Genomic DNA, 13086 nt, shown 5'->3' on the forward strand with positions numbered 1-13086 from the left:
GGCTCTCTCCTCAGGCGGGGTTCACGGTCTGCACGGGCCCGATACCGAAATCGGCCGGGTAGTGCTGCAGCGCAGAGCGCACCGGATAGGGGGTCATGCCGCCCATGGCACACAAGCTGCCATGCTGCATGGTGTCGCACAGGCTCTCGAGCAGCGCCACATTGGCCGCATGCTCGGCGCCGCCTTGACGCGTGATACGGTCTATCACCTCCACTCCCCGCGTGGAGCCGATGCGGCAGGGCGTGCATTTGCCGCAGGACTCGATGGCGCAGAACTCCATGGCATAGCGCGCCAACTGCGCCATATCGGCGCTGTCGTCATGCACGACCAGACCGCCATGGCCGACCACATTGCCCTTGGCGGCATAGGCTTCGTAGTCCAGCGGATCATCCCAATCCTCGGGCGCCACATAGCTGCCCAGCGGGCCGCCAACCTGAATGGCCTTGACGGGCCGACCGCTGGCCGTGCCGCCGCCAAAGTCCTGCACCAGCTCGCGCAGCGTGAGGCCGAACGCTTTTTCCACCAGTCCGCCACGCGCGATATTGCCCGCGAGCTGAAAGGGCAGCGTGCCGCGCGAGCGCCCCATGCCATAGCCCTGATAGAAGGCCGCACCCCTGGCCAGGATGATGGGTACGGTCGCCAGCGTGATCACATTGTTGATGACCGTGGGCTTGCCGAACAGGCCTTCGATCGCGGGCAGCGGCGGCTTGGCGCGCACAATGCCGCGCTTGCCTTCGATGCTCTCCAGCATGGCGGTCTCTTCGCCGCAGACATAGCTGCCAGCCCCCTTGCGCACCTGCAGATAAAACGCCTTGCCGCTGCCGGCCACATTGGCGCCCAGCCAGCCCGCCGCACTGGCGCGTGCAATCGCCTCGTTCAGCACCGCAATCGAGTGCGGATATTCGCTGCGCACATAGATATAGCCCTGAGTCGCACCCACGGCCAGACCAGCGATCGCCATACCCTCGATCAGGCAGAACGGGTCGCCCTCCATCAACAGACGGTCGGCGAACGTGCCCGAATCGCCTTCGTCGGCATTGCAGGCAATGTACTTCTGCGGCCCTGTTCCCGCACTTTCTGCAGCCGCAACGGTCTTCCATTTGATCCCCGCCGGAAATGCCGCCCCGCCGCGACCGCGCAGGCCGGAGTCCAGCACCTGCTGGACGATGGCTTCGGGCGCCATGGCCGCAGCGGCCCTGAGGCCTTGCCAGCCGCCATGGGCCTCGTAGTCCCGCAGGCTCAGCGGATCGATGATGCCCACGCGTGCAAAAGTCAGACGTTCCTGCCGTGCCAGATAAGGCATCTGCTCGGTCAGCCCATGGCATAGCGCATGGGACTGGCCCTGCAGCATGCCGGCGTCCAGCAGACCCGGCACGTCAGCCGCCTGAACCGGGCCGTAGGCCACGCGGCCCTGTGCAGTCTCAATCTCGACCAGGGTCTCCAGCCACAGCAAGCCGCGCGAGCCGTTGCGTACCAGCTCCACCGCCAGGCCTCGCGCCTCGCACTCGCGCTGCAGCGCCTGGGCCACCGCATCCGCGCCCACGGCCAGGGCCGCGGCATCGCGCGGTACATAGATGCGCGTGGCAGCAACCGCTTCATTTTCGATAGCTTCTTGCGCTTCATCTGCCTTGGTTTCAAGTCGTTTTTGCTGTATTTCTTCCAGCAGGGCATCGAGCCGGTCCGCAGTCATCCGCGCATGGACTTCGCTCTCGTCGACCATCACGGCCGGCGACTGGGCGCACAACCCCAGGCAGTAAACAGGCTCCAGCGTCACGCTGCCATCGGCGCTCGTGCCATGGGCCTGGCAGCCCAGTGTCTCTTGCGCATGAGCGAATAGTGCATCGCCACCACGCGACTTGCAGGCTTCGGCCCGGCAGATCTGGATCAGCGTCCTGCCATGCGGCTGCTCGCGCAAATGCGGGTAATAGCTGACAACACCATGGACCTCGGCACGCGAAAGATTCAGGGCCTCGGCAATGGCGGGCACGGCAGCGCGCGGGATAAAACCCAGCGCATTTTGCAGAGAGTGCAGCAGCTCCAGCAGGCCACCGGGTTCCTGGCCAAAGCGGGCCAGACAGTGCGTCAGGGCGTCCTGCTGTTCGGGGCTGAGCAGCGGCGCAGACTCCTGCGGCTGCGCGATAGGGTGATGGGGCATGGGGCGACCTTGTTATGAGGGCGCACCAGCGCCCTTTGTCTCATGCCGTATTTCAGCCCCGGCCGTATCTCAGGTCAAATTCTTTGAATTGATGACGCGATTCAAATTGCAAATCAGCGCACGGCCCCGGCAAAGCTCGCACATTGCTGGCGCCAAGCCTGGGACTGCATGAGCGCCAGCGCGGCCTGCTGCGCGCGGGTCGCCTGCTCCTGCGAAGGGGTCAGGAAAGCGATGGCCGTCTGCACCTTGGGCGCAATCAGAGGACGCACCGAGATCCGGGCCGACTCGGGCAGCGTCGCCACCAGCGCGCCGGGCAGCACGCTGTGTAGACCGCCTTCGGTCACGGCCAGCATCAGGCTCAGCACGGAATTGGTTTCCATGGCCGCTCTGACTTCGCAGCCGGCTGCCACAAAGCTCTGGTCCACAATCAGCCGGTTATGCATGTCCGGCGTCAAAAGACATAACGGCAGCCGGGCCGCCTGAGCCCATTTCACAGGTTTCTGGCTCTGCTCCTCAGCCGCAGGACTGAGCAGGAAATAATGCTCCTGATACTGCGGCCACATGGTGATGCGGGCGCTGCGTGCCGTGCGGCTGCCCGACTCCAGCCTTTCGCTGTAGCCCATGGCCAGATCCAGCGTGAGGTCTTCGAGTCCGGTTTCGATCTCAAGCGAGCTCATGGAGAGCACCATGGGCGTGATGCCCGGGTGCTGGACCCGCAGCAGCGCGGCAAAGCGCGTCAGCATGGGGATGGCCGTAGGCACGGCAGCCATGCGCAGCAGACCCTTGAGCTGGCCGGCTGCGGCGCTCAGATCCTGTCTCAACGCCTCCTCGGCCCTGAGCATGGACAGTGCCGTGGCCAGCACCTGCTCCCCCTCGGGAGTCAGCCCGCCAAACACGCGGCCGCGCCTCACGATGACGGCACCGAACTCGTCCTCCAGCGCCTTGAGCGCATTGGACAGTGCAGGCTGCGTGATATGGCAGGCCTGCGCCGCCCTTGCGAAATGGCGGTGCTCGTTGAGCGCCACCAGATAACGCATGGAGGTCAGAAGGTTCATCAGGTATTGCTGCTAACCGTGATCGTGGGGAACTTGCTGGAGAAGTCCTTGGCCTTGAGAGCCACCTTCACGGCCAGATCGCGCGCCACCTTTTTGTAGACCTGTGCGGCTTCACTCTCGGGCTCGGCCACCACCGTGGGCTTGCCGCTGTCGGCCTGCAGACGGATCTGCAGCGACAGGGGAAGCGCCCCCAGATAGTCGATGTTCTGCTCGCCTGCCATCTTCTTGCCGCCGTCTGCGCCAAAGATATGTTCGACATGGCCGCAGTTGGTGCAGACATGGGCAGCCATGTTTTCGACCAGGCCGAGAATCGGCACACCGACCTTCTCGAACATCTGAATGCCCTTCTTGGCATCGATCAGGGCAATGTCCTGGGGCGTGGTCACCACCACGGCACCCGTCATGGGCACGCGCTGGGACAGCGTCAGCTGGATGTCGCCGGTTCCGGGCGGCATGTCGACCAGCAGATAGTCCAGATCCTTCCAGTTGGTCTGGCGCAGCATCTGCTCCAGCGCCTGGGTGGCCATGGGACCGCGCCAGATCATGGCCTGGTCGTTGTTGACCAGCAGACCGATGGACATGACCTGCACGCCATGGTTCTCCAGCGGCTCCATGGTCTTGCCGTCATGGCTTTCGGGCTTGCCCGAAACACCCATCATCATGGGCTGGCTGGGGCCGTAGATGTCGGCATCCAGAATGCCCACGCGGGCACCTTCGGCGGCCAGCGCCAGCGCCAGATTGGCCGTGGTCGTACTCTTGCCCACGCCGCCTTTTCCGGACGAGATGGCGATGATGTTCTTCACGCCGGGCAGCAACTGCACGCCACGCTGCACGGCATGCGAGGCCACCTTGGTGGTGATGTTGACCGAGACATTGCCCACGCCAGCCACAGTCCTGGCCGCAGCGATGAACTGGCTGCGCAGGGCAGGCTGCAGGCTCTGGGCCGGATAGCCCATCTCCACATCGAACGAGACGTCGTCACCGGCAATCTGCAGATTGCGCAGGGCGCGCGTGCTCACAAAGTCCTTGCCAGTGTGCGGATCAAGCACGGTGGCCAGCGCGCTCAGAAGCGCTTGTTCTGTAACAGCCATTGGATTTAGTTTTCCAGAGGTTTCTTCAATGAGGGATAGTCTAGCGAAGCTGTCCAACCCCTGTGCACAGGAGACAATGCAGCCCTTTGCCCAAGATTTGAGAGACAGCCCGTGAAATTGAAGATGGCCGAAAATTCCCTGTTTGCAGTCCTGATGCGCTCACGCTGGTGGATCAGCTTTGCGATCTGCGCTGCGGTGGTGCTGGTGTCGCTGGCGGTGTTCCCCAAGGACATTTCGCCTTTTGCCGCTTTGGGAGCCTTCCCGTTCTTCATCGTCGGCTGCATTGCCTGCTACAAGCAGCTGCGGGCCCCCAGCCCGGCCAGGCTGGAGCAGATTCAGCAGGTGATCGCCGAGCAGTCCTGGGCCGACTTCAGTGCACAGTTGCAGACAGCCTGGCAAGCCGAAGGCTATGAGGTTCAGCGCCTGAACCAGGCCGGCGCCGACCTGCTGCTGACGCGCAACGGCCAGACCAGCGTGGTCGGCGCGCGCCGCTGGAAAGCCGCCGCCCATGGCGTGGAGCCGCTGCGCGAGCTGCAGGCCGCACAACACAAGCTGAAAGCCGATCTCTGCGTTTACGTGGCTCTGCAGCCTCTGGGCGAAAATGCCGCCAGCTGGGCCGCGCAGAATCAATTGGTGGTGCTGGATGCCAAGTCCATCGCCACGCTGATTGCCAAGAACCAGAAAAAGAGCTGACGGCCGCCGCAGACTGTCACCAGGGCCGCCGCCGGCCCGTTCGATGGCCCGGCCCACCTACCGCCCGCGGCCCAATCCGGGCACACTGCAGCCATGGCGGCAGTGCAGTTCTCTCCCACCCTCCCATCCAGTCTTGCCGAAGCAGAGCGGCAGAGCTCCATAGGCCCTAGCTCCAGCATCGGGCAGACCGGCCTGTTGCTCAGCGGCGGCGGCGCCCGGGCTGCCTACCAGGTCGGCGTGCTGGCCGCCATCGCCGAGCTGCGCCGCGCTCGCGGTCTGCAGCATGGCCCCAATCCCTTTCCAGTGCTTGCAGGCACATCGGCAGGCGCCATCAATGTCGCAGCCCTGGCTTGCCATGCCGATGCCTTTGACAGCGCAGTGCGGCGCATGTTGCATGTCTGGGGCCATATGCATACCGAGCAAATCTACAAGGCCGACTCGCTCAGCGTGCTGCGCAGCGGCGCACGCTGGCTGACGCTGTTGTCGCTGGGCTGGGCGCTGGCCCGCTGGAGCCGCATGCGCCCGCGCTCGCTGCTGGACAATGCTCCGCTCAAAACCCTGATGAACAGCGGCCTCATGCCTTTCGAGCGCATCCCACAACTCATCGACAGCGGTCATCTGCACGCCCTGGCCATTACCGCATCCAGTTACAGCAGCGGTCAGCACATCACTTTCTTTCAGACTCGCGAGGCCTTGAGCCCCTGGGTGCGCGACCAGCGCAAGGCCGTGCAGACCCTGCTGACCGCCGATCACCTGCTGGCCTCGTCGGCCCTGCCCTTCATATTTCCAGCCATGCCGCTGCCCATGGACGGACATCTCGAGCATTTCGGCGACGGCTCCATGCGCCAGACTGCGCCCCTGGCACCAGCGATTCATCTGGGCGCCAGCAAACTGCTGGTCGTCGGCGCGGGCAGACGCCACGAGCCCGTGAGCAGCCAGCCGCAGGTCGATGCCAGCTATCCCACACTGGCCCAGGTGGCCGGGCACGCGCTGTCCAGCATTTTTCTGGACACGCTGGCTGTGGACATAGAGCGTGCCGAACGCATCAATCACACGCTGAGCCTGATTTCACCGGCCGAGCGCATTCACAGCCGGCTGCGCCCTATCGAGGTACTGGCCATCACCCCCAGCGAGCGCATCGATGATATTGCCACGCGCCACATCGACAAGCTGCCGCGGCCGGTGCGCACCTTGCTGGCCACGCTGGGCGTGCGCGCAGGCACAGGCAACCCCATGCGTGACGGTGCGCTGGCCAGCTACCTGCTGTTTGAGCAAGGCTATACCCGTGAACTGATAGCACTGGGCCGCAAAGACGCACTGGCTCGAAGTGAGGAACTGTGCGCCTTCCTGGGTTGGCCTCAAGAATGTAACAAATGTTAATGATGCGAAAGGAGCCAGGCAAATGATGCGTGAGACACTTTGCATGACCTTCATCATCTTTCCGGCAATCGCCTAGTGACTCCATCCCCACAGCCCATCCGCGCTTCCAAATCGCTCAAGCTCTCGCTGATCCTGCCTTTTGTTGCACTGATTGCGCTGCTGACATCGGCCCTGGGCATGCTCTGGTACTGGACGGGCAGCAACACGGTGTCCGCCTTGTCCGAGCAGGTGATGGAAGAGAAGGCCGAGCGTATCGCGCTGATCGTGGATCGTCACCTGCACCCGTCCAGCGCCGTGCTGGAGGCTGCGTTTCCCAGCGGCCAGCCCGTAGCTGCCGATATCCGCGAACATATTCCCGACCTGATCTCCCGGCTGTGGGTGGCGACCTCGCTGCATACCCGGCCCAATGACTATGTGTACTATGCCAATATCGCGGGCCAGGGCATTGCTCTCAAGCGAGTGGCTCCAGAACTGGGCCAATTGCGCCTCAAGACTCAGTCCGGCGAGCACCGCAGCTACTTCAAGGTCGCCAGCATGCATGCCGAGCCGATCTATGAATCCACCGAAACCAATCTGTTCGAACCGCGCCAGCGCCCCTGGTTCAAGCTGGCGGCGGAGTCGGCCGATGTGATCTGGACTCCTGCCTATATCGACTTCAGCGCCAAGGACCTGGTGCTCACTCGCGCACGCCGCATTCTCTCCAGCAAGGGCAGCCTAGAGGGTGTGATTGCCACTGATATTTCGCTGCGCGCACTCAATGAATTCGTCAACCAGTTGCATCTGAGCGAACATGGCCGCGCCTTCATCATCGAGGCCGACGGCTCCCTGATCGCCGCCACTGGCATGCCCAACATCCACCGGCGCGAAGACGGCAAGCTGGAGCGCATGAGCGCCGCCAACAGCCAGGACCCGCTGATTCAGGCGGTGTACGACAAAATCCAGGGCGCCTTCCAGTCCTCGCTGTCCAGCGACGGCCCCGGCACGGCCCTGCTCGAAGATGACAGGCACAACCATATTCGCATTGCCTACCGTCGCCTGAGCAATGGAGCCGGTCAGGACTGGATGGCCGTGGTGGCCGTGCCGCACAAGGACATGCTGGCCGGCGTCTACCGCCATATGGCCCTGGTGGGCAGCCTGGGCTTGCTGGCCCTGGTCGTGGCCGTCGTCATCGGCACCCGCATCTTCGGCGCCGTGGCCAACGATATGCGCTCGCTGACCCGCGCCGTGCGCCGCGTGGGCCTGGGCGAAATCGACACGCCGATCGAAGTGCAGCGCCGCGATGAAATTGGCGAGCTGGCCCACAATTTCCACCGCATGCGCCACAGCCTGTTCACCGATCCACTGACCGGGGCCAGCAACCGCAGCGCACTGCAGCATATTCTGACCACACTCACCCGCCCCCTGCCCGGCCAGAGCATGGCCGCCCCGTTTGCCCTGCTGTTTGTGGACCTGGATCGCTTCAAGCCGCTCAATGACCGCTGGGGCCATGACAACGGCGATCTGGCACTGGCCGAGATCAGCCTGCGCCTGCGCAATCTGCTGCGCCCCGATGACGTCGTGGCGCGTCTGGGCGGTGACGAGTTCATCCTCATCCTGCGCGGCGTCAGCGACGAGGAGCAGGTACAGGCCGTGCGCCTGAAGATAGAGCATGCGCTGCAGCAGCCGCTGGGCACGCTGCAAGGCATTCCCGAGGGCGAAGCCGTGGCCGTGGGCGCATCCGTGGGACAAGCCCTGTATCCCAGGGATGCCCAGGATGCGCAAAGCCTGCTCAAGGTGGCCGACCAGGACATGTATCGCAACAAAAGGCCTTCGGTGGGCTGAGCGCAGCCTCGGCTATCGCTTCCAATTTTGAAGCTGCTTACGCTTTATATTCATAGAATTACTATTCTTTTCAGATTGAAAACAATATGTGCACTATGTAATTAGCTATAAAAAGCAAAGCGAATGCCGTTCCCGAACGAACTCGGCGGGCGCCGCCGCAAAACCCGCGCCCGCAGCCTGGTGCCAAGCCCTTCTAGAATGACGGGTTCTCTGTGAAAGCTGTTTCCTCATGACCGCACGCAAACTATTCGTCACCACCGCCCTGCCGTACGCCAACGGCAACTTCCACATCGGCCACATCATGGAATACATCCAGGCCGACACCTGGGTGCGTGCGCAGCGAATGCAGGGCAATGCGGTCAACTTCGTGGGTGCCGACGACGCCCACGGCGCGCCCATCATGATTGCCGCCGAAAAGGCCGGCAAGACGCCCCAGCAGTTCGTGGCCGACATCGCCGCCGGCCGCAAGCAGTACCTCGACGGCTTCCACATCGCCTTCGACAACTGGAGCAACACCGACAGCGCCGAAAACCACGAGCTGTCCAAGCAGATCTATCTGGACCTGAAGAAGGCCGGCTTCATCGAAACCCGCACCATCGAACAGTTCTTCGATCCCGAGAAGAACATGTTCCTGCCCGACCGCTTCATCAAGGGCGAATGCCCGCGCTGCCACGCCAAGGACCAGTACGGCGACAACTGCGAAGTCTGCAGCTCGGTCTACGCGCCCACCGACCTCATCAACCCGTTCTCGGCCCTGTCTGGTGCCACGCCGGTGATGAAGTCGTCCGAGCATTTCTTCTTCAAGCTCTCCGACCCGCGCGCCGTGGAGTTCCTGACCGAGTGGACCCAGAACGGCAAGCATGTGCAGCCCGAAGTCGCGGCCAAGATCAAGGAATGGTTCGGCGTGCGCACCAACCCCGACGGATCGACCAGCGAAGGCCTGGACGACTGGGACATCAGCCGCGACGCGCCCTATTTCGGCATCGAGATTCCCGATGCGCCGGGCAAGTATTTCTATGTCTGGCTGGATGCGCCCGTGGGCTATCTGGCATCGCTCAAGGAACTGCTCAACCGACGCGGCGAAGACTACGACGCCTATATGGCCGACCCCGACCTGGAGCAGTACCACTTCATCGGCAAGGACATCATCACCTTCCACACCCTGTTCTGGCCTGCGATGCTCAAGTTCAGCGGCCGCAAGACGCCGACCAGGATCTGCGTGCACGGCTTCATGACCGTGAACAACGGCGAGAAGATGAGCAAGAGCCGCGGCACCGGCCTCGACCCGCTCAAATACCTGTCGCTCAAGATGAACCCCGAGTGGCTGCGCTACTACCTGGGCGCCAAGCTCAACGGCAAGAACGAAGACATCGACTTCAATCCCGAAGACTTCATGCTGCGCGTCAACTCCGACCTGATCGGCAAGTACGTGAACATCGCTTCGCGCGCCGCAGGCTTCATCAGCAAGCGCTTTGACGGCAGGCTGGGTCAGGTAAGCGAAGACGGCCAGGCCCTGCTGGACGCGCTGCGCGAGCAGCAAGCCACCATCGTCGCCGCCTACGAGGCCCGCGACAGCGCCCGCGCCGCGCGCGAGATCATGCTTCTGTGCGACAAGGTCAACAGCTATGTGGACGCCAACAAGCCCTGGGAACTGGCCAAGAAGGAAGGCATGGATGCGCGCCTGCACGATGTGTGCACGACCTGCATCGAAGCCTTCCGCATCCTGACCATCTACCTGAGCCCCATCCTGCCCGGCGTGGCCGCCGAAGTGGCCCGATTCCTCATCGTTCCGCCCGAGAGCTTTGCCGACGTGGTCAAGCCCCTGGGCGCAGGCCACCAGATCGGCATCTACCAGCATCTGATGCAGCGCGTCGATCCCAAGCAGCTCGAAGCCCTGTTCGAAGCGCCATCTTCTGCAGGTTCGGGCCAGGCCGCCCCCGCCACCGAACCCGCCAAGGCCGAGAAGAAGGCCGCCAAGAAGGCCGAGCCCGTGATCGACCCCAATGCCCCCGGCGGCGAGCCGCTGGCCGAGACCATCAGCATCGACGACTTTGCCAAGGTCGATCTGCGCATCGCCAGGATTCTGGAATGCAAGACGGTGGAAGGCTCGACCAAGCTGCTGCAGCTGACGCTGGACGTGGGCGAGAAGGACGAAAACGGCCAGCCCAGGACCCGCAATGTGTTCAGCGGCATCAGCAGCATGTACCAACCTGAGCAGCTGCAGGGCAAGCTGACGGTGATGGTGGCCAATCTGGCTCCGCGCAAGATGAAGTTCGGCCTGTCCGAAGGCATGGTGCTGGCAGCCAGCCATGCCGACGAGAAGGCCCACCCCGGCATCTATGTGCTGGAACCTTTCCCCGGCGCCCAGCCCGGCATGCGGATTCATTGATCCTATGCCCCCTCCTGAGTCGCCTTCGGCGCCTTCCCCCTGGGGGGACGACAGCCTCGCTGCGGGGCGGCGGGGCCGCCTTAGGCTCTTGCCCGGTGTCTCCTCGCAGGGACTTGCTTCCCCAAGCTCCTGCGGCTTCTGGCTGGCTGGAGTTTTTTTATCCCTGACGCTCTCGGGCTGTACCGTGATCGCCGTCACCGGCACTGCCATCAGCGTGACGGCCGGGGCCGTGGGTCTGGCCGCCGATGCCGCCATCGGCACGGCCAAGATCGTGGGCAAGGGCGTGGGCAAGGCCGCCGATGCCTTGATGGATGAGGACCAGCCCGATGCCAGCGGCGTGAATATTCGCTACCGCGATCCGTCGGCTACAGCTCCCGCAGCGGCAGAAATGCCGGCAACGTCCGCCAATACCACGCCTTCCGCGCCCTCTGACGGAATGCCGCCGCAGAACTGACGAATCACCCGTACCCTTTCACAGGAAACCGCATCGCGCTACACATCAGATAGCGCAATGCGGTTTTTTCATGCCCTGGCGCGCACCCGCAAGCACAAGCGCAGCGCATAACTAAATAACCAATAACTTCCTGTTACACCACCGGGATATTGAGCTTGTCAGAGCCGGTCCGCTTCCTAGAATCCGACTCCATCAGCTCTGCCTGCTCCGCCCCTGCCCAGAAGAATGCTCGACATTCGCCACACATAACAAAGGCCGCGCACATTCAGGCATCGAGGTCATAAATCCCCCACGCGGCCTTGCGTGGGGACAACGGGAGGCCCCATGCGATCGAAACCCTTGCTCACTTCAGCGCGCCCTGCGCTATGGCTGGCTTTTGCCCTGGCAGCGCCGCTGCCCGGCCTGGCCAACCCTGCTGCCACCTCCTTGCGTGTGCAGGATGTGGCCGTGCTGGCTGCCAGCTGCGCCAACTGCCACGGCCCGGACGGCCGCTCCACGGGCGTCATTCCCCAGCTGCGCGGCCTGCCTGAGGCCCATCTGCTGCAGCGCCTGCAGGCCTTCAAGGCTGGCACTGCCAAGGACGCCACCGTCATGACCCGTCTGGCCAAGGGCTACGACGATGAGCAACTCAAAGCGCTGGCCCAATGGTTCAGCAAGAAGGGCCAGTAAATGCAGATCAATCGTCGTCAAATTCTCGGCGGTGCCGCCGCCAGCGCAGCCAGCTTCGCCATGCCAACCATCGTGCAGGCCAAGACAGCTTCGGCCCATGTGGTCGTGATCGGAGGCGGCTTTGGCGGAGCCACGGCCGCGCGCTATCTGCGCCAGTTCGCGCCGCATATCCAGGTCACACTGGTGGAGCCGGCCGAGCGCTTCTATACCTGCCCCTTCTCCAATCTGTACCTGGCCGGCCTGCGCAGCTGGGACAGCATAGGCCACGGCTACGGCGGCCTGCGCAAGGCCGGCGTGAACGTGGTCCACGCACGGGCCGACCAGGTCCTGACCGACTCCAGGCGCGTGCTGCTGTCCAACGGTCAGGCGCTGAGCTATGACAAGCTGGTGCTCTCGCCCGGCATCGACATGCGCTGGAATGCACTGGAAGGCTATGACGAGGCGGCCGCCCAACTCGCTCCCCATGCCTGGAAGGCCGGAGCGCAGACCCAGTTGCTCAAGAAGCAGCTCGAAGCCATGCCCGACGGCGGCAAGTTCGTGATGGTCATCCCTGCCAACCCTTTCCGCTGCCCGCCCGGCCCCTACGAGCGCGCGGCCATGGTGGCGCACTACTTCAAGAAGCACAAACCCCGGTCCAAGATTTTGCTGCTGGACGACAAGGATGCCTTCTCCAAGCAAGGCCTGTTCATTCAGGGCTGGAAGGCGCTTTATGGCGACATGATCGAATGGGTCAAGCAGGCCGATGACGGCAAGGTCACGCGCGTGGATGCCAGGAACCTGGAAGTGGAAACTGCGTTCGGCACCAGGCACAAGGCCGATGTGCTCAACGTCATCCCGCCCCAGAAGGCCGGCTTTATCGCCGACCGCGCCGGCGTAACCAATGCCAGTGGCTGGGTGCCCGTCAAGCCCGAGTCCTTTGAGTCCACTCAGGTCCAGCATGTCTATGTGCTGGGCGACGCCACGATTGCCGCGCCCATGCCCAAGTCCGGCTTTGCCGCCAATACACAAGGCAAGGTGGCCGCTGCTGCGATTGCCGCCGAGCTGAGCGGCCAGCCCCTGCCTGCGGCGGCCTTTGCCAACACCTGCTACAGCCTGATCGGCACCGACTACGGCATCTCCGTGGCCGGCGTCTACCGCACGGCAGCGGGCAAGCTGATCGAGGTGCCAGACTCCGGCGGCGTGAGCCCCTTGAACGGCGATGCCGCCTTCCGCAAGGCCGAGGCCGACTACGGCGCAGCCTGGTACAAGGCGATCAGCGCGGATATCTGGGGTGGTTGACTAGAGGCATCCCCCTGAGGCGCTGACGCGCCTTCCCCCTTCTCTCGTTGCGCTTCGCTTGCGGGAAGGGGGACGCTGGCTTTGCTGCGGGGCGGCCCTTG

Annotated in this window: 10 protein-coding genes; 7 read left to right on the forward strand and 3 right to left on the reverse strand. The window is 63.7% G+C overall.

The features are described 5' to 3' along the window. Positions 1-10 precede the first annotated feature (10 nt). From JAO85_RS15915 to apbC, 3 genes are all read right to left on the reverse strand, one after another. Positions 11-2155 carry a formate dehydrogenase subunit gamma gene (locus tag JAO85_RS15915; protein WP_202788503.1) on the reverse strand — a complete coding sequence of 715 codons (2145 nt, stop codon included), beginning with the start codon at positions 2153-2155 and terminating at the stop codon, positions 11-13. A gap of 113 nt (positions 2156-2268) precedes the next feature. Next, positions 2269-3210 carry a LysR family transcriptional regulator gene (locus JAO85_RS15920; RefSeq protein WP_202788504.1) on the reverse strand — a complete coding sequence of 314 codons (942 nt, stop codon included), beginning with the start codon at positions 3208-3210 and terminating at the stop codon, positions 2269-2271. Then, on the reverse strand, positions 3210-4301 hold the full coding sequence (gene apbC, locus JAO85_RS15925; RefSeq protein ID WP_003065831.1) for an iron-sulfur cluster carrier protein ApbC: 1092 nt from the start codon (positions 4299-4301) through the stop codon (positions 3210-3212). Before apbC ends, JAO85_RS15920 begins: the two co-directional genes overlap by 1 nt. A gap of 123 nt (positions 4302-4424) precedes the next feature. On the opposite strand from apbC, the gene JAO85_RS15930 reads away from it, so the two are divergent. From JAO85_RS15930 to JAO85_RS15960, 7 genes are all read left to right on the forward strand, one after another. Next, positions 4425-4994 carry a restriction endonuclease gene (locus JAO85_RS15930; protein WP_202788505.1) on the forward strand — a complete coding sequence of 190 codons (570 nt, stop codon included), beginning with the start codon at positions 4425-4427 and terminating at the stop codon, positions 4992-4994. Positions 4995-5087: 93 nt separating this feature from the next. Further along, a complete protein-coding gene (locus tag JAO85_RS15935) occupies positions 5088-6374 on the forward strand; it encodes a patatin-like phospholipase family protein (protein WP_012839626.1) in 1287 nt (428 codons plus the stop codon). 75 nt (positions 6375-6449) lie between these two features. Continuing rightward, complete coding sequence (locus JAO85_RS15940) at positions 6450-8195, forward strand: sensor domain-containing diguanylate cyclase (RefSeq protein ID WP_039049699.1); 1746 nt, start codon at positions 6450-6452, stop codon at positions 8193-8195. 229 nt (positions 8196-8424) lie between these two features. Beyond that, entirely contained in the window at positions 8425-10584 is a 2160-nt protein-coding gene (gene metG / locus JAO85_RS15945) for a methionine--tRNA ligase (RefSeq protein WP_202788506.1), read from the forward strand. Positions 10585-10768: 184 nt separating this feature from the next. Continuing rightward, complete coding sequence (locus JAO85_RS15950; protein WP_232096835.1) at positions 10769-11038, forward strand: hypothetical protein; 270 nt, start codon at positions 10769-10771, stop codon at positions 11036-11038. 339 nt (positions 11039-11377) lie between these two features. Continuing rightward, positions 11378-11707, forward strand: a complete 330-nt coding sequence (locus JAO85_RS15955) for a c-type cytochrome (protein WP_039049697.1) — start codon at positions 11378-11380, stop codon at positions 11705-11707. After that, positions 11708-12985, forward strand: a complete 1278-nt coding sequence (locus JAO85_RS15960) for an NAD(P)/FAD-dependent oxidoreductase (protein WP_202788507.1) — start codon at positions 11708-11710, stop codon at positions 12983-12985. The last annotated feature ends 101 nt before the right edge of the window (positions 12986-13086 follow it).

It is taken from the genome of Comamonas sp. NyZ500, from assembly GCF_016772095.1.
Classification (GTDB): Bacteria; Pseudomonadota; Gammaproteobacteria; order Burkholderiales; family Burkholderiaceae_C; genus Comamonas; species Comamonas thiooxydans.